The organism is Streptomyces sp. DH12, from assembly GCF_020873895.1.
Lineage (GTDB): Bacteria > Actinomycetota > Actinomycetes > Streptomycetales > Streptomycetaceae > Streptomyces.
Genome location: NZ_JAHWGT010000017.1, coordinates 1 through 16,449, shown reverse-complemented (window position 1 = coordinate 16,449; position 16,449 = coordinate 1). Strand labels below are relative to the sequence as shown.

The following is a 16,449-nucleotide window of genomic DNA, read 5'->3' as shown; positions in this document are numbered from 1 at the left end:
CTCCGGAAACCCCCCGGTATCCTGCGGGTGTCCACCACCCGAAGCCGAAGGGCCACTCGTGAGCGCCAACCCCCCGGCCGCAGTCATCGTCCTCGCCGCGGGTGAGGGCACCCGCATGAAGTCCAAGACCCCCAAGGTCCTGCACGAGATCTGCGGCCGTTCCCTCGTCGGACACGTCGTCTCCGCCGCGCGCGAGCTGGACCCCGGGCACCTGTGCGTCGTCGTCGGCCACGCCCGCGAGCAGGTCGCCGGGCACCTCGCGGAGCACTACGCGGGGACCCGCACGGCCGTGCAGTACGAGCAGAACGGCACCGGCCACGCGGTCCGCATGGCACTGGAGGAGCTGGGCGAGGTCGACGGCACCGTGGTCGTGGTGTGCGGCGACACCCCGCTGCTGTCGGGCGGGACGCTCGGCGCGCTGGCCGCGACCCACGCCGCCGACGGCAACGCCGTCACGGTGCTGACCGCCGAGGTGCCGGACTCCACCGGGTACGGCCGCATCGTCCGCGACCCGGGCACGGGCGCCGTCACGGCGATCGTCGAGCACAAGGACGCCACGGACGCCCAGCGGGCCATCAGCGAGATCAACTCCGGTGTCTTCGCCTTCGACGGGCGCCTCCTCGCCGACGCGCTCGGCAAGGTCCGCACCGACAACAGCCAGGGCGAGGAGTACCTCACCGACGTGCTCGGCATCCTGCGCGAGGCCGGCCACCGCGTCGGCGCGTGCGTCGCGGGCGACCACCGCGAGATCCTCGGCATCAACAACCGCGTGCAGCTCTCCGAGGCCCGCGCGCTGCTCAACCGGCGCCTCCTGGAGCGCGCCATGACCGCCGGCGTGACCGTGGTCGACCCGGCGTCCGTGCAGCTCGACGTCACAGTGACGTTCGAGCGGGACGCGGTGGTCCACCCCGGTACGCAGCTGCTGGGCGCCACGCACCTCGCGGAGGACTGCGAGGTCGGCCCCAACACCCGGCTGAAGGACACCCGGGTGGGCCGGGGCGCCCGCGTGGACAACACCGTCGCCGACTCCGCCGAGGTCGGCGAGGGCGCCTCCGTCGGCCCGTACGCGTATCTGCGTCCGGGCACGCGGCTCGGCGTCAAGAGCAAGATCGGCACGTACGTCGAGACGAAGAACGCCGCGATCGGCGACGGCACCAAGGTGCCGCACCTGTCGTACGTGGGCGACGCCACCATCGGCGACCACACGAACATCGGCGCCGCGAGCGTCTTCGTGAACTACGACGGTGAGAAGAAGCACCACACGACGATCGGGTCCCACTGCAAGACGGGCTCGGACAACATGTTTGTGGCTCCTGTCACGGTCGGGGACGGCGCCTACACCGCCGCCGGCTCCGTGATCACCAAGGACGTGCCGGCCGGTGCGCTGGCCGTGGCCCGTGGTCAGCAGCGGAATATCGAGGGCTGGGTGGCCCGCAAGCGGCCCGGGAGCGCCGCCGCGCAGGCGGCCGCGACGGCCGCCGGCGAGCCCGAGGGCGGAGCCTGACCGAAAACGAGTACGCCGTACTGGGCGTACCGTGATACGTGCACACAAATTCGGCTGGTTCGCGGCACACGGGACGCGCGGCCAGGGAACACGTCTGAGGAGACAGTGCTGTGACCGGGATCAAGACGACCGGCGAGAAGAAGCTGATGCTCTTCTCCGGCCGCGCCCACCCCGAGCTGGCCGAGGAGGTCGCGCACCAGCTGGGCGTCGGCCTGGTGCCGACGAAGGCGTTCGACTTCGCCAACGGTGAGATCTACGTCCGCTTCCAGGAGTCGGCGCGCGGTGCGGACTGCTTCCTGATGCAGAGCCACACGGCTCCCATCAACAAGTGGATCATGGAGCAGCTGATCATGATCGACGCCCTGAAGCGGGCGTCCGCCGCGAGCATCACCGTGATCATCCCGTCCTACGGCTACGCCCGCCAGGACAAGAAGCACAAGGGCCGCGAGCCGATCTCCGCGCGTCTCGTCGCCGATCTGCTGAAGTGCGCGGGCGCGAACCGCATCCTCACGGTGGACCTGCACACCGACCAGATCCAGGGCTTCTTCGACGGCCCGGTCGACCACCTGACGGCGCTGCCGGTCCTCGCCGACTACGTGGGCGCCAAGGTCGACCGCTCGAAGCTGACGATCGTCTCCCCGGACGCCGGCCGCGTACGCGTCGCCGACCGCTGGTGCGACCGGCTGGAGGCCCCGCTGGCGATCGTCCACAAGCGCCGCGACAAGGACGTCGCCAACCAGGTGACCGTCCACGAGGTCGTCGGCGAGGTCGAGGGCCGGGTGTGCGTCCTGGTCGACGACATGATCGACACGGGTGGCACCATCTGCGCCGCCGCCGAGGCGCTCTTCGCGCACGGCGCCGAGGACGTCATCGTCACCGCGACGCACGGCATCCTCTCCGGCCCGGCCGCGGACCGCCTGAAGAACTCGAAGGTCAGCGAGGTCGTCCTGACCAACACGCTGCCGACCCCGGGCGAGCTGGAGCTCGACAAGATCACGGTGCTGTCGATCGCGCCGACGATCGCCCGCGCGGTGCACGAGGTCTTCGAGGACGGCTCGGTCACCAGCCTCTTCGAGGAGCAGGGCTGACCCCGCCCCCTTGCCGTCCGGAAGGCCGCCTCCCCCGCCCGGGGTGGCGGCCTTCCGGCCTTCCCGCCGGGCGCCGCCTCCCCTTCCGCCGGCGGCCGGTGGTGATCCAGTTGGGTCCCTCGGCGGGTGCCGAGTAGACTGGGCGGGTTGCTCGGCGAGGGAGGCCGTGGTCGTGTGCGACCGCGGCGGTCCGTTATCGACGCGCTCTTCGTAGCAGGCCAAGTCCAGTCGTGGCCGAGTGACCGCGACCAGATTTCCGTTCCACGCTTACGAGGAGTGCCCCATGTCCGAGGTGAAGATCTCCGCCGAGACCCGCAGCGAGTTCGGCAAGGGTGCCGCCCGCCGCATCCGCCGGGAGAACAAGGTTCCGGGCGTCCTGTACGGCCACGGCACCGACTCGGTCCACGTGACCCTCCCGGGCCACGACCTGATGATGGCCCTCAAGACCTCCAACGCGCTGCTCGCGCTGGAGCTCGACGGCAAGACCGAGCTGGCCATCCCGAAGGCCGTGCAGCGCGACCCGCTGAAGGGCTTCATCGTGCACGTCGACCTCCTCCTCGTGAACCGCGGCGAGCAGGTCAACGTCGAGATCCCGGTCAACACCGAGGGCGAGCTGGCCGCCGGCGGCAACCTCCTGGAGCACGTGCTGAACGCGCTGCCCGTCGAGGCCGAGGCCACCCACATCCCCGAGTCCCTGACCGTCTCCGTCCAGGGTCTGGGCGCCGGCGACGCCGTCCTGGCGAAGGACATCCCGCTGCCCAAGGGCGTCACCCTGGCCGTCGAGGCCGACACCGTCGTCCTGCAGGTCCTGTCCGCGCAGGCCGAGGAGCCGGCCGCCGGCGAGGGCGGCGAGGGCACCGAGGCCTGAACGGCCCTGGCCTGATGTAGTCGTGGGGGGTGCACCGCACCCCCCACACCCCTTCCGGAGGCACACGCAGATGACGACCGACGCCAGCGCCCCCTGGCTGATCGCGGGGCTGGGCAACCCGGGCCCCGGTCACGCCGCGAACCGGCACAACGTCGGCTTCATGGTGGTCGACCTCCTCGCCGAGCGGATCGGCGGCTCGTTCAAGCGCCACGGCAAGGCGCAGGCGCAGGTCGTCGAGGGGCGCGTCGGCCCGCCGGGACCGGCCGGCCGCCGCGTCGTGCTGGCCAAGCCGATGGCGTACATGAACCTCTCCGGCGGGCCCGTCACCCAGCTGCGGGACTTCTACAAGGTGCCCACGGCCAACATCGTGGCCGTCCACGACGAGCTGGACATCGACTTCGGCGCGCTCCGCCTCAAGCTGGGCGGCGGCGACAACGGCCACAACGGCCTCAAGTCGATGACCAAGGCCATGGGCCCCGACTACCACCGGGTCCGGTTCGGCATCGGCCGGCCGCCCGGCCGGATGCAGGTCGCCGACTTCGTCCTCAAGGACTTCTCCGCCGCCGAACGCAAGGAACTGGACTACTTCGTGGACCGCGCGGCGGACGCCGTCGAGTCGCTGGTCACGGAGGGTCTGGAGCGCGCGCAGTCCGCGTACAACTCCTGACGGACCGGCCCCCGAATTGACCCGGCGCGGTCCCATGGCCAAGGATCGCGCCCCATGAGCCCCAAGAACCGGACCTCTGTTCTGCCCTTCGCCCGTGTCACCGTCATGGCGCTCGTCGCGCTGCTGCTGGTGGTCGCGGGCGTCTGGGCGTCCTGGGGCACCGCGCAGCACGTGCTGCTCTCGCAGGGGCGCGAGCACGGCACCCTGACCGTCACCGGGTGCGGCGACGAGGTGTGCACGGGCCGGTTCGTGTCCGAGGACCCCACTCCACCGCGCACGGACACGACGATCGCGCGGTCGGTCGCCGTGGAGAAGGGCGGCCGGTACGCGGTCGTCGTGAAGCCCGGCACCACCGAGGCCGTGCGGACCGGCTGGGCGGGCGGCCTCCACGCGTGGCTGCCCCTGGGCGGCGCGCTGCTGCTCGCCTCCCTGATCATCGGCGGCGGACTGCGCTGGACCCGGGGCGCGTACGCCGCGGCCGCGGCGGGCGGCGCGCTGCTGGTGGCGGCCTTCCTGGCGCTCTGACGGTACGTCAGAAGCCGCCGCTCGGCGACGTTGTGGCGGAACCGGTACGGACCGCCGTACAACCAAACCAGCCGTGGCCGAAACGTGATGACGCATCGAGGGCGCAAACGGTACGAACCCCTCCGAACGCCCAGGATCCCCCTTGACTGGTGCGCCGTGCCACAGGAAGCTGAGCCGCCCCCCACGGCACCGTCACCTCTCACGTTGGACTGCCCATGCGCTCCCTTACGAAGACCACCGGCGCCCTCGTGGCCGCCGCGGCCGTCGGTCTGCTGTCCGCCCCCGCCGCCCACGCCACCAAGGGCGACACCTACTCCCCCACGCTCCGCCAGGAGCTGCCCCGCACGGCGACCGACGAGGGCGCCCCGCAGCAGAAGGCCGGCACCTGCGCCGACATCCCGGCGGACCAGGACGGCTGGCACTTCGTGCTGCCCGGCAACACCGCCCGCTTCGTCAAGCTCACGGTCACCTTCCAGCCGGGCGGCGAGCAGGTCGTCACCGTCTTCGGCCCGCCGTCCGACAAGCACGCGTACGTCGCCTCGGCGCCGGGCGCCACGCTGACCTCGGTCGTCGCCGAGGTGAAGGGCGGCGACCTGAAGAAGTTCAACCTGTCGCACACCTGCCCGGCGAACACCGCCCCGTCCGGGAACCCCTCGGAGAACCCCTCGGAGAACCCGTCGGAGAACCCTTCCGAGGGCCCCTCGGAGAACCCGTCCGAGAACCCCTCCGAGGGCCCCTCCGAGAACCCCTCGGAGAACCCGTCCGAGAACCCCTCCGAGAACCCCTCCGAGTCCCCCGCGACCACGCCGTCGCCGTCGACGCCGGGCACGCCCGCGCCGTCCGAGTCCGTCCCGGGCGGGACCGCGCCGAGCACCGCGCCGTCCCCGTCCGAGGGCCCCTCGACCGGTGACCTCGCCGAGACCGGCAGCAGCGCCCCCGTCGGCCTCCTCGCCGCGCTCGCCGGCGTCCTCGTCGCCGGTGGCGCCGTGCTCGTGATGCGCCGCCGCAAGGCCGCGCAGCACTGACCCGGCACGCGCCCCGCGCGCGTGGAACGGGAAAGGGCCCCCGCCGGAGCGATCCGGCGGGGGCCCTTTCCCGTGTGCGGGGGCGCGGTCAGCCGGTGTTGCGCAGACCGGCCGCCACGCCGTTCACGGTGAGCAGCAGGGCGCGCGCCAGCAGCGGGTCCGCCGGCTCGCCGGCGGCCGCCGCGTCGCGCTGCCGCTTCAGCAGCGCCACCTGGAGGTAGGAGATCGGGTCCAGGTAGGCGTCGCGGACGGTGAAGGTCTGCTTGAGGGCGGGCTGCGCCTCCAGCAGCTCCCGCTCGCCGGTGACCGCGAGGACCTGCTCCACGGTCAGGGCGTGCTCGGCCTCGATGGTGGCGAAGACGTGCCGCAGCTCGGCGGGGACGAGCGTCTCGACGTAGTGCCGGGCGATCCGCAGATCGGTCTTGGCGAGGGTCATCTCGACGTTCGACAGGAAGTTGCGGAAGAAGTGCCACTTCTCGTACATCTCGTCGAGTACGGCGTCGAGGCCGGCCTCGCGCAGGGCCTTGAGGCCGGAGCCGACGCCGAACCAGCCGGGGACGATCTGCCGCGACTGGGTCCAGCCGAACACCCACGGGATGGCGCGCAGGCCGTCGAGCGAGACGCCCGAACCGGGGCGGCGGGAGGGCCGCGAGCCCAGGTGCAGGTCGGCGAGCTGGTCGACGGGGGTGGAGGCCAGGAAGTACGTCGGCAGGTCGGGGTCCTCGACGAGCCTGCGGTAGGCCGTGTGGGCGGCGTCGGAGACGACGTCCATGGCCGCGTCCCAGCGGGCGAGGGACTCGTCGGACTGGCGGGGGGCGGTGTGCAGGGCGGACGCCTGGAGCGTCGCGGCGACCGTCAGCTCCAGGTTCTCCCGCGCGAGGGACGGGATGAGGTACTTGTCGGAGATGACCTCGCCCTGCTCGGTCACCTTGATCTCGCCCTCCAGGGTGCCCCAGGGCTGGGCGAGGATCGCGTCGTGCGAGGGGCCGCCGCCGCGGCCGACCGTGCCGCCGCGGCCGTGGAAGAGCCGCAGCCGCACGCCGTAGCGGTGGGCGACGTCGCGCAGCCTGCGCTGGGCGCGGTGGATCTCCCACTGGGAGGTGGTGATGCCGCCGAACTTGGACGAGTCGGAGTAGCCGAGCATGACCTCCTGCACGTCGCCGCGCAGGGAGACGAGCCGCCGGTAGGAGGGGTCGGCGAGCATGTCGTTGAGGATGACGTCGGCGGCCTTCAGCTCGTCCGTCGTCTCCAGCAGCGGCACGATGCCGATCTTCGCCCAGCCGCCGTGCAGGTCGATCAGGCCGGCCTCGCGGGCGAGGACGGCGGCGGCGAACACGTCGTCGGCGCCCTGGCACATCGAGATGATGTACGACTCGATGACCTCGGGCCCGAACCGCTCGAAGGCCGCCTTCACCGTGTGGAAGACGCCGAGGGTCTTCTCGCCGGCCGCGTCCAGCGGCGCCGGGGTCGGGGCGAGCGGGCGGCGCGAGCGCAGCTCCTTCGCGAGCAGCTTCTGCCGGTACTCGCGGGGCATGTCCGCGTACCGCCACGACTCCTCGCCCAGCCGGTCGAAGAGCTGGCCGAGGGCGTGGTGGTGGGCGTCGGCGTGCTCGCGGACGTCCATCGTGGCCAGCTGGAGGCCGAACGCGGAGAGCGTGCGGATGGTGCGGTCCAGGTGCCCGTCGGCGAGGAGGCCGCCGCGGTGCTCGCGCAGGGACCGCTGGATCAGGGTGAGGTCCGCCAGCAGCTCGGAGGTGCCGAGGTAGTCGCGGCCCTCCTGGTGCGGGGTGCCCTGGGCGAGCCGCTCGCGGGTGTGGACCAGCTTCTGCCGGATGCAGGTGGCCTTGAGCCGGTACGGCTCCTCGGCGTTCAGCCGCTTGTAGCGGGGGCTGATCTCGGGCAGGCGCTCCAGGTCCTCCTGGAGGGAGTCCAGCAGCTCGGGGGTGGCGCCGGCGTACCGGATGGAGTTGGAGAGCAGCCCGCGCAGCTCGTCGACCAGCTCGATGGCGTCGGTGAGGCCGTGCTCGTGCTGGAGGATCAGCACGTCCCAGGTGACGGCCGGGGTCACGTTGGGGTTGCCGTCGCGGTCGCCGCCGATCCAGGTGCCGAAGGTGAGGGGACGGGTGCCGGGCGGCAGCTCGAAGCCGACCCGCTCCAGCTCGGCGGCCAGGTCCTCCAGGACGTCGCCGACCGCGCCGGCGTGCAGCTCGTCCAGGTAGTAGATGGCGTTGCGGGCCTCGTCGGCGGGCTCGGGGCGCACGACGCGCAGCTCGTCGGTCTGCCACACGAGGTCGATGTTCTCGGCGAGCCGCAGGTCGTGGCGGCGCCGGTCGGCGCCGGTGACCGGCTCGTCGAGGAGGGCGGCGATACGGCGCAGCTTGTTCAGCACGGAGCGGCGGGCCGCCTCGGTCGGGTGCGCGGTGAACACCGGCCGGACGTTGAGGTTGCGGACCGTCTCGCGGACGTGCTCGGGGTCGCCGTCCTTCAGCATGTCGGCGGTGCGCGCCAGCAGGCCGCCCTCGGCGGCGCGCCGCGCGCGCATCTCGCGGCCGCGGTGGACCTGCTCGGTGACGTTGGCGAGGTGGAAGTAGGTCGAGAAGGCGCGGACCAGCCGGGCGGCGGTCTCCAGGTCGGTGTCGCCGAGCAGCTCGGCGGCGGCCTCGCCGTCCTCGCGGGTCAGGCGGCGGACCTTCTCGACGAGTTCGAGGAGCTCGGGCCCTTCCTGCCGTACGAGCGTCTCGCCCAGCAGGTCACCCAGTCGGCGGATGTCGGCGCGCAGCTCGGCGCTGGCGGAGGGGGTCTGGTCGGCACTGCTCACAGGTGCGGCTCCTTGCAGTGATGAGCACGTCTGGAGGGGTACTGCTGAGGTGTCCCGGGATCGTCCCTTCGAACTACCGGCGGGTTTGGCGGGGCGATCCCTCGGGGACGCTGCGGACCGCGCTGTCCGACGACACCCAGGATAGGTGTCGCCCCGGGCCGGACCGTGCGCAGCCCTCTTGCCGCGAGCCGGAGCACTGCCATACTTACGAGGCCGTAGGTTACGGAACCGTAGCCACGCTGCCCGTACCGACGACACGCACCCCCGTTCCCCTCCCCCTCCGCTCCACCCCCCCTTCCCCCCTCCTCCTCACCCCCAGGGACGCCCATGACCACGAGCCCCGACGTGCTCGACACCAGGACCGACTCCCCCGACGCGCCGTCCGCCACCCTCGGCGGCGACAGCAAGCGGTCCATCGAGCAGATCGCCCTCCTCATCTTCATCACGGTGCCGTTCCTGGCCCTGGCCGCGGCGGTACCGCTCGCCTGGGGCTGGGGCGTCAGCTGGCTCGACCTGGGCCTGATGACGGCGATGTACTACATCGGCTGCCACGGCATCACGATCGGCTTCCACCGCTACTTCACCCACGGCTCGTTCAAGGCGAAGCGCCCGCTGCGGATCGCCCTCGCCGTGATGGGGTCGATGGCGGTCGAGGGGCCGCTGGTCCGCTGGGTGGCGGACCACCGCAAGCACCACAAGTTCTCCGACGCGGAGGGCGACCCGCACTCCCCGTGGCGGTTCGGCGAGACCGTGCCGGCGCTGATGAAGGGCCTGTGGTGGGCGCACATCGGCTGGATGTTCGACGAGGAGCGCACGCCGCAGCACAAGTACGCCCCCGACCTGATCAAGGACCCGGCGCTCCGCCGCATCTCGCGGCAGTTCATCCTGTGGACCGTCGTGTCGCTGGCGATCCCGCCGGTGGTGGGCGGGCTGGTGACGATGTCCTGGTGGGGCGCGTTCACGGCGTTCTTCTGGGGCTCGCTGGTCCGGGTGGCGCTGCTGCACCACGTCACGTGGTCGATCAACTCGATCTGCCACGCCGTCGGCAAGCGCCCCTTCAAGTCGCGTGACCGCTCCGGCAACGTCTGGTGGCTGGCGGTGCTGTCGTGCGGAGAGTCCTGGCACAACCTCCACCACGCCGAGCCGACGAGCGCCCGGCACGGCGTGATGCGCGGGCAGGTGGACTCCAGCGCCCGGCTGATCCGCTGGTTCGAGAAGCTGGGCTGGGCCTACGACGTGCGCTGGCCGAGCGCCGACCGGATCGAAGCCCGCCGCCGGTCGCAGTCCGCGAACGCGGCATGATGGACGGTGTGGCGATCGACGGCAGTGGGACCAGCAGTGACAAACCGAGGCGCGGCCGCCGCGTCCGCATGACGGGCGCGGAGCGCCGCCAGCAGCTGCTCGACATCGGCCGCACGCTGTTCGCCGCACGCGGTTTCGAAGGCACCTCGGTGGAGGAGATCGCGGCGAAGGCCGGGGTGTCCAAGCCGGTCGTCTACGAGCACTTCGGCGGCAAGGAGGGGCTGTACGCCGTCGTGGTCGACCGCGAGATGCGCCAGCTCCTCGACATGGTGACCGGCGCGCTCACGGCGGGGCACCCGCGTGAGCTGCTGGAGCAGGCCGCGTTCGCGCTGCTGGACTACATCGAGACGTACACGGACGGCTTCCGGATCCTGGTGCGGGACTCGCCGGTGGCGCAGTCGACGGGTACGTTCGCGTCGCTGATCTCCGACATCGCCACACAGGTCGAGGACATCCTGGGCCTGGAGTTCAAGGCCCGCGGCTTCGACCCGAAGCTGGCGCCGCTGTACGCGCAGGCCCTGGTCGGCATGGTGGCGCTGACCGGCCAGTGGTGGCTGGACGCCCGGAAGCCGAAGAAGGCGGAGGTCGCGGCCCACCTGGTGAACCTCGCCTGGCACGGGCTGGACGGCCTGGAGCCCAAGCCCCGCCTGATAGGCCACCGCAAGTCCTGACCCGGACACCGGCCCGCCCCCGGCCCGGCCGGCGGCCCCGCGCGTCCGGCCGGCGCGCGGGGCCGCGGTGTTCCTCAGTACTCCTTCCGGGCGACGGCGAAGACCCGGCGGTACGGGAAGACCGTGCCGTGCGGCCCCGGCGGATAGGCCTTGCGGAGCAGGTCGCGGTACTGGGACAGGAACTCCGCGACGGCCGCGCCGTCGCCCTCCAGCTCGGTGAGGACGGGGCGCAGCGCGGTGCCCTTTACCCAGTCGAGCACCGGGTCCTCGCCCTGGAGGAGCTGGGCGTACACCGTCTCCCACACGTCGGCCGCGCAGCCGAGGTCGACGAGCCGGCCCAGGTACTCCGCCGTGTCGAGGACGTGGGCGAAGAGCCGTCCGCGCCCGGCGAGGCGGGAGCGCCAGCGGGGACTGTCGCACAGCTCGCCCAGGAGCGCGTGGCTCGGCGCGGTGAAGTTGGCCGGCACCTGGAAGGCCAGGGTGCCGCCCGCGACCACGCCCTCCAGCCAGCCCGCGAAGGACTCCGGGTGGTTCGGCACCCACTGGAGCGCGGCGTTGGAGACGATCAGGTCGTAGGGCTCGTCGGGCGTCCACCGCGCGGCGTCGGCGTGGCGGAAGTCGAGCCAGCCGCCGCCGGACGTGGTGCCGGCGTGGTGCTTGTCGGCCTGCTCCAGCATTTCCCGGGAGAGGTCGAAGCCGGTGATGCGGGCGTCGGGCCAGCGCTCGGCGAGCAGCGCGGTGACGTTGCCGGGCCCGCAGCCGAGGTCGGCGATGCGGGCGGGCCTCCCCTCCGCGGCGGCGGGCAGTTCCGGGATCCGGGCGAGCAGGTCCAGGAACGGACGGGTGCGGTGGCCGGAATGCCTCAGGTACTGCTCCGGATCCCACGTGGGTGCGGAATGCACGGTCGAACTCCCTTGCTGGTGCGAGTGGTCTAAGCGGAACGTTGCTCCAACGGGGGTCCGCTCAATCGTCCGGAAACACATTTCTTGACATCAAGAGACTTCATGTCGACAGATCCCCTACACTGATCGTCATGGAGGACGAGGTCGACCGTCTGGTCGCTGCATGGCGCCGCGAGCGCCCCGACCTCGACGTGGAGCCGCTCGAGGTGCTCAGCCGCGTCTCCCGGCTGGCCCGCCACCTGGACCGGGCGCGCCGCCTCGCCTTCGCCGAGCACCAGCTGGAGCCGTGGGAGTTCGACGTCCTCACGTCGCTGCGCCGCGCGGGCGCCCCGTACCAGCTCTCCCCCGGCCAGCTGCTCACCCAGACGCTCGTCACGTCGGGGACGATGACCAACCGCATCGACCGGCTCGCGAAGAAGGGCCTCGTCGAGCGGCTGCCCGACCCCACCGACCGGCGCGGCGTCCTCGTCCGCCTCACCGCCGAGGGGCGCGACCGCGCCGATCAGGCCCTCGCCGGCCTGCTGGACCAGGAGCGGGCGATCCTCGCCCGGCTGTCCCGCGCCGAGCGGGCCGACCTCGCCGCGCTGCTACGCCAGCTGACCGCCCCGTTCGACAACATCCCCGGCTGACACGGCCGGCCCCACACCGGCCCTGCGGGCCAGGGCGACCGCCGCCAGCGTGGAGTGGACGCCGAGCTTGCCGAGGACGTTCTGCATGTGGGTGCGGACGGTGTGCGGGGAGAGGAAGAGCCGCTCCGCGACCGCCTTGCGGCCGAGCCCGGCCACCATGCAGCGCAGCACCTCCCGCTCGCGCGGGGTGAGCGACTCCACCAGCCGCTCGCTCTCGGTGCGGTGCTTGCGCGCGGCGGTCAGCTCCCGCAGCACCCCGGTGAGCAGGGCGGGCGCCAGGTGCGTCTCGTCGCGCAGCACGCCGCGTATCACCCCGAGGAGGCGCTGCAGCGAGCAGTCCTTGGCCACCCAGCCGCACGCGCCGGCCCCCAGGGCGAGGGCGGCGCGGGCCGGGTCGTCCTTCTCCGCCAGGACCACCGTCCGTACGGAGGGCTGCGCCCGGCGCACCCCGGCGACCAGGGAGATCCCGTCGACGATGCCGTCCGCGGCGCCGCCGTCCGGGACCACGCGCGCGACCGGCCGCCCGGCCGCCGCGCCGAGGTCCGCGTCGACCAGGAGCACGTCGAACCGGCGGCCCTCCGCTGCGGCCCGGTCGAGGCAGCGCAGCGCCGCGGGACCGCTGCCGGCCGCGGCGACGTCCACGTCGGGCTCGGCCGCCAGCGCCGCGGCGAGCGACTCGGCGAAGATGCGGTGGTCGTCCACCACGAGAACCCGGATACGGACCACGGACACCCCCATGGGTCGAGGAAGCTGACTGGCGCGGGTACGGCGCCCGGAGGCGGGGCGGGCACGCGGACACCCGGCCGCCGCCGCGTACCGGTGCCACCCCGCCCGGGCGTCGTACCCGACCGTCTCGCCCCCTGATCAGCACCGGCCCCCACCGGTGCTGTGCATCAGGGTAAGGCCGCGGGGCCGGACCGGAAGCCGATTTGCAGAACTGACCGACCCGGCCGTTCCCCCTGTGTCACCTGTGTCGTTACGGGGCGGAAATCGACAGTTTCCCGATCACGCGTCCGGGGCGGTACGGGCGGCGACGGGCCGGCGCGGGAGGCTGCGCCGGCCCGGTCACCACAGCCGCCGGGCCCCCGCCGACGGCAGCGCCGGGAAGACCCGCGGGGCGCGCAGGCCCCGCGCCGCGAACGCCTCCTCCACGGCCGCCGCCACCGCGTCCGCCGCCTCCGCCTCGGCCAGGACCACCGCCGAGCCGCCGAACCCGCCGCCGGTCATCCGGGCGCCCAGCGCGCCCGCCGCGCACGCCGCCGAGACGACCAGGTCCAGCTCCGGGCAGGAGACCCGCAGGTCGTCGCGGAGCGAGGCGTGGCCCTCCGTCAGCACTGGGCCGACCGCCCGCACCTCGCCGGCGTCGAGCAGCGCCACCGTCCGGGCGACCCGGTGGTTGTCGGAGACGACGTGCCGGACGTACGCGCGCACGGTCGGGTCGTCCAGCCGCGCCAGCGCGCCGGCGAGCTCCCCGTACGGGACCTCGCGCAGCGTGCGGACCCCGAGCGCCCGCGCGCCGGCCTCGCACCCGGCGCGGCGCTCGGCGTACGCGCCGTCCCCGAGCGCGTGCCGCACGCGGGTGTCGACGACGAGCAGCCGCAGCCCGTGCGCGGCGGGGTCGAACGGCACCTGCCGCCGGGTCAGGTCGCGGGTGTCCAGGTGCAGGGCGTGGCCCTCGGCGCAGCAGGCGGACGCCATCTGGTCCATGACGCCGCAGGGGACGCCGACGAAGTCGTTCTCGGCGCGCCGGGCGAGGACGGCGAGCTCCGGGCCGGTCAGCCCGAGCCCGAACAGGTCGTTCAGGGCGAGGGCGGTGACCACCTCCAGCGCCGCCGACGAGGACAGCCCGGCGCCCGTCGGCACGGTGGCCGACAGGTGGACGTCCGCGCCGGTCACGGCGTGCCCGGCGGCGCGCAGCGCCCACACCACGCCCGCCGGGTAGGCGGCCCAGCCGCCGTCCGGGCCGGGCGGCGCCAGGTCGGCGGTGTCGAGGCGCACCACGCCCCCGCCGGGCGCCGGGCCCGCCTCGGCGGAGTGCAGCCGCAGCACGCCGTCCGTGCGGCGGGCGACGGCGGCGACCGCGGTGTGCGGCAGCGCCAGCGGCAGCACGAACCCGTCGTTGACGTCGGTGTACTCCCCGATGAGGTTGACGCGGCCGGGGGCGGCCCACACGCCGTCGGGCTCCCTCCCGTACAGCTCCCGGAACCCCGCGGCGACCTTCTCGGCCGCCGCGGTGCCCGCACCGCTCACCGCGCCGCCTCCCGCTCCCGGGCGTGCCCGCGGGCGAACTCCCAGGCGTCCGCGACGATGTCCGCGAGGTCGGTGCGGGTGGGCCGCCAGCCGAGCCGCTCGCGCGCGGTGGCGGCCGAGGCGACGAGGACGGCCGGGTCGCCGGGGCGGCGCGCGGCCAGGACCTCGGGGACGGGGTGGCCGGTGACCTTGCGGACGGTCTCGACGACCTCGCGGACCGAGAAGCCGCTGCCGTTGCCGAGGTTGCAGACCAGGTGCTCGCCGGGGGTGACGGCGTCCAGGGCGAGGAGGTGGGCCTCGGCGAGGTCGGAGACGTGGATGTAGTCGCGAACGCAGGTGCCGTCGGGGGTGGGGTAGTCGTCGCCGTAGACGGCGATGGACTCGCGTTCGCCGAGGGCGACCTGGAGCACCAGCGGGATCAGGTGCGACTCGGGGTCGTGGCGCTCGCCGTGCGGGCCGTGGGCGCCGGCGACGTTGAAGTAGCGCAGGGACGCCGCCGCCAGTCCGTGCGCCGCCGCCTCACCGGCGATCATGTGGTCGACGGCGAGCTTGGAGGCGCCGTACGGGCTGGTGGGCGCGGTGGGGGCGGTCTCGGTGAGGGGGGTGGCGACCGGTTCGCCGTAGGTCGCGGCGGTGGACGAGAAGACCAGCCGGCGCACGCCCGCCGCCCGCATGGCGGCGAGCAGCGCCATGGAGCCGCCGACGTTGTTGTCCCAGTACTTCTCCGGCCGCGCGACCGACTCGCCGACCTGCGAGAACGCGGCGAAGTGCAGGACTCCGTCGAACGAGGCGTCGAGGTGGCGGGCCGCGTCCTGCACCCGGCCCTCGACGAGGACGGCGCCGTCCGGCACGGCCTCGCGGAAGCCGGTCGACAGGTCGTCGAGGACCACCACCTCGTGTCCGGCCTCCAGCAGGTGTGCCGCGACGACCCCGCCGACGTAACCGGCCCCGCCCGTTACCAGGTACTTCATGATGCGCTCGCTACCTCTCGCAGTCGCCGTGCCGCGGCCTCCGGCGGCACGTCGTTGATGAACGCGCCCATGCCGGACTCGGAGCCCGCGAGGAACTTCAGCTTGCCCGACGTGCGGCGGATGGTGAACAGCTCCAGGTGCAGGGCGAACGCGTCGCGCCGCGGATCGCCGAACGGCGCCTGGTGCCAGGCGGCGATGTACGGCGTGGGCGGCGCCCCGCCCCCCGCGTCCCCGCCGCCCGGGTCCTGCCGGGCCTCCGGGTCGAAGATCCGGTCGAAGCGCCTCAGGAGCTCCAGGTACACCCGCGCGCACTCCGCGCGCGCGGCGTCGTCGAGGGCGCGCAGGTCCGGGACGCGGCGGTTGGGGTAGAGGTGCACCTCGTACGGCCAGTGCGCGGCGTACGGCACGAAGGCGGTCCAGTGCTCGGTGGCGAGGACCACCCGCTCGCCGTCGTCGCGCTCGCGCGCGACGACGTCGTCGAAGAGGTTGCGGCCGCCGGTGCGCCGGGCGTGCGCGTCGAGGGAGCGGAGCATGAGGGCGGTGCGGGGGGTGGTGAAGGGGTAGCCGTAGACCTGGCCGTGCGGGTGGCCGAGCGTCACGCCGATCTCGGCGCCCCGGTTCTCGAAGCAGAACACCTGCTCCACGCCCGGAAGCGCGGCGAGTTCGGCGGTGCGGTCGGTCCACGCCTCCAGGACGAGCGCGGCCCGCTCCTCGGTGAGGTCGGCGAAGGACGCGTCGTGGTCGGAGGTGAAGCAGACCACCTCGCAGCGCCCGGAGTCCCCGGCGAGGGAGGGGAAGCGGTTCTCGAAGACGACCACCTCGTAGTCGTCGGCGGGGACCTCGGTGCGCCGGCCGTCGCGGGACGGGCAGAGCGGGCAGGCGTCGACGGGCGGGTGGTGGGTGCGGCCCTGGCGGTGGGAGGCGACGGCGACGCGGTCGCCGAGCAGGACGTCCTCGCGGATCTCGGCGGTGGTGGCGACCGGGTCGAGCGGCCGGGCGTCGACGGCGTCCCGTACGGCGTCGTCCCGGGAGTCGTAGTAGACCAGCTCGCGCCCGTCGGCGAGCCGGGTGGACGTCTTCTTCACGCGGAGGCTCCTCGCACCACACCAATCAAACAGAACCTCACACAAGGAACCACAATCAAACAAGCCCGTCAACGACGCGCGCACGACCGGAGGGCCGCACCGATGGCGGCTGACAGCCATCCGGGACGGTCCTGGGGGCCGGGC

General features: G+C 73.3%; 15 protein-coding genes. 9 read left to right on the top strand and 6 right to left on the bottom strand.

What is annotated here, in order from left to right; genetic code table 11:
• Nucleotides 1-58: 58 nt before the first annotated feature.
• The 6 genes from glmU (at nt 59) to LPA54_RS17290 (ending at nt 5,677) form a co-directional block, all read left to right on the top strand.
• Nucleotides 59-1,504: a bifunctional UDP-N-acetylglucosamine diphosphorylase/glucosamine-1-phosphate N-acetyltransferase GlmU gene (gene glmU, locus LPA54_RS17315; RefSeq protein ID WP_228978657.1), complete on the top strand. Its 1,446-nt coding sequence runs from the start codon at nt 59-61 to the stop codon at nt 1,502-1,504.
• A 110-nt stretch (nt 1,505-1,614) separates the two neighbouring features.
• Complete coding sequence (locus LPA54_RS17310) at nt 1,615-2,592, top strand: ribose-phosphate diphosphokinase (protein WP_228978655.1); 978 nt, start codon at nt 1,615-1,617, stop codon at nt 2,590-2,592.
• A 283-nt stretch (nt 2,593-2,875) separates the two neighbouring features.
• Nucleotides 2,876-3,460: a 50S ribosomal protein L25/general stress protein Ctc gene (locus LPA54_RS17305; RefSeq protein ID WP_228978654.1), complete on the top strand. Its 585-nt coding sequence runs from the start codon at nt 2,876-2,878 to the stop codon at nt 3,458-3,460.
• A 70-nt stretch (nt 3,461-3,530) separates the two neighbouring features.
• Entirely contained in the window at nt 3,531-4,127 is a 597-nt protein-coding gene (gene pth, locus LPA54_RS17300) for an aminoacyl-tRNA hydrolase (RefSeq protein WP_228978653.1), read from the top strand.
• Nucleotides 4,128-4,181: 54 nt separating this feature from the next.
• Nucleotides 4,182-4,652: a hypothetical protein gene (locus tag LPA54_RS17295; RefSeq protein WP_228978652.1), complete on the top strand. Its 471-nt coding sequence runs from the start codon at nt 4,182-4,184 to the stop codon at nt 4,650-4,652.
• Between the two features lie 215 nt (nt 4,653-4,867).
• A complete protein-coding gene (locus LPA54_RS17290; RefSeq protein ID WP_228978650.1) occupies nt 4,868-5,677 on the top strand; it encodes an LPXTG cell wall anchor domain-containing protein in 810 nt (269 codons plus the stop codon).
• Nucleotides 5,678-5,765: 88 nt separating this feature from the next.
• Here LPA54_RS17290 and ppc read toward each other — a convergent pair whose 3' ends face one another.
• Nucleotides 5,766-8,495, bottom strand: coding sequence for a phosphoenolpyruvate carboxylase (gene ppc / locus LPA54_RS17285; protein ID WP_228978648.1), 2,730 nt, complete (start codon nt 8,493-8,495; stop codon nt 5,766-5,768).
• A gap of 327 nt (nt 8,496-8,822) precedes the next feature.
• Between ppc and LPA54_RS17280 the strand changes: the two genes are divergently transcribed.
• Both LPA54_RS17280 and LPA54_RS17275 read left to right on the top strand, forming a co-directional pair.
• The gene (locus LPA54_RS17280; protein WP_228978646.1) at nt 8,823-9,797 is read left to right on the top strand and encodes a fatty acid desaturase; all 975 of its coding nucleotides are present in this window, start codon (nt 8,823-8,825) and stop codon (nt 9,795-9,797) included.
• A complete protein-coding gene (locus LPA54_RS17275) occupies nt 9,797-10,468 on the top strand; it encodes a TetR/AcrR family transcriptional regulator (protein WP_228978857.1) in 672 nt (223 codons plus the stop codon). Before LPA54_RS17280 ends, LPA54_RS17275 begins: the two co-directional genes overlap by 1 nt.
• Nucleotides 10,469-10,542: 74 nt before the next feature.
• Here LPA54_RS17275 and LPA54_RS17270 read toward each other — a convergent pair whose 3' ends face one another.
• Nucleotides 10,543-11,370, bottom strand: coding sequence for a trans-aconitate 2-methyltransferase (locus LPA54_RS17270; RefSeq protein ID WP_228978644.1), 828 nt, complete (start codon nt 11,368-11,370; stop codon nt 10,543-10,545).
• Nucleotides 11,371-11,501: 131 nt separating this feature from the next.
• Here LPA54_RS17270 and LPA54_RS17265 point away from each other — a divergent pair, with 131 nt between their 5' ends.
• Nucleotides 11,502-11,999, top strand: a complete 498-nt coding sequence (locus LPA54_RS17265) for a MarR family winged helix-turn-helix transcriptional regulator (RefSeq protein WP_228978642.1) — start codon at nt 11,502-11,504, stop codon at nt 11,997-11,999.
• On the opposite strand, the gene LPA54_RS17260 is transcribed toward LPA54_RS17265, so the two are convergent.
• The 4 genes from LPA54_RS17260 to galT form a co-directional block, all read right to left on the bottom strand.
• Nucleotides 11,958-12,737, bottom strand: a complete 780-nt coding sequence (locus LPA54_RS17260; RefSeq protein ID WP_228978640.1) for a response regulator transcription factor — start codon at nt 12,735-12,737, stop codon at nt 11,958-11,960. The two genes, LPA54_RS17265 and LPA54_RS17260, sit on opposite strands and share 42 nt — an antisense overlap.
• Before the next feature lie 327 nt (nt 12,738-13,064).
• Entirely contained in the window at nt 13,065-14,249 is a 1,185-nt protein-coding gene (gene galK / locus LPA54_RS17255; RefSeq protein WP_228978638.1) for a galactokinase, read from the bottom strand.
• The gene (gene galE, locus LPA54_RS17250; protein ID WP_228978637.1) at nt 14,246-15,220 is read right to left on the bottom strand and encodes a UDP-glucose 4-epimerase GalE; all 975 of its coding nucleotides are present in this window, start codon (nt 15,218-15,220) and stop codon (nt 14,246-14,248) included. Before galE ends, galK begins: the two co-directional genes overlap by 4 nt.
• A complete protein-coding gene (galT, locus tag LPA54_RS17245; RefSeq protein ID WP_228978635.1) occupies nt 15,217-16,305 on the bottom strand; it encodes a galactose-1-phosphate uridylyltransferase in 1,089 nt (362 codons plus the stop codon). Before galT ends, galE begins: the two co-directional genes overlap by 4 nt.
• Nucleotides 16,306-16,449: the final 144 nt, after the last annotated feature.

Excerpts from the sequence above, each read along its gene's own strand:
- galE (WP_228978637.1), bottom strand. The coding sequence starts at position 15,220 with ATGAAGTACCTGGTAACGGGCGGGGCCGGTTACGTCGGCGGGGTCGTC.
- LPA54_RS17265 (WP_228978642.1), top strand. The coding sequence starts at position 11,502 with ATGGAGGACGAGGTCGACCGTCTGGTCGCTGCATGGCGCCGCGAGCGC.
- LPA54_RS17305 (WP_228978654.1), top strand. The coding sequence starts at position 2,876 with ATGTCCGAGGTGAAGATCTCCGCCGAGACCCGCAGCGAGTTCGGCAAG.
- LPA54_RS17280 (WP_228978646.1), top strand. The coding sequence starts at position 8,823 with ATGACCACGAGCCCCGACGTGCTCGACACCAGGACCGACTCCCCCGAC.
- LPA54_RS17290 (WP_228978650.1), top strand. The coding sequence starts at position 4,868 with ATGCGCTCCCTTACGAAGACCACCGGCGCCCTCGTGGCCGCCGCGGCC.
- LPA54_RS17275 (WP_228978857.1), top strand. The coding sequence starts at position 9,797 with ATGGACGGTGTGGCGATCGACGGCAGTGGGACCAGCAGTGACAAACCG.
- LPA54_RS17295 (WP_228978652.1), top strand. The coding sequence starts at position 4,182 with ATGAGCCCCAAGAACCGGACCTCTGTTCTGCCCTTCGCCCGTGTCACC.
- pth (WP_228978653.1), top strand. The coding sequence starts at position 3,531 with ATGACGACCGACGCCAGCGCCCCCTGGCTGATCGCGGGGCTGGGCAAC.
- LPA54_RS17260 (WP_228978640.1), bottom strand. The coding sequence starts at position 12,737 with ATGGGGGTGTCCGTGGTCCGTATCCGGGTTCTCGTGGTGGACGACCAC.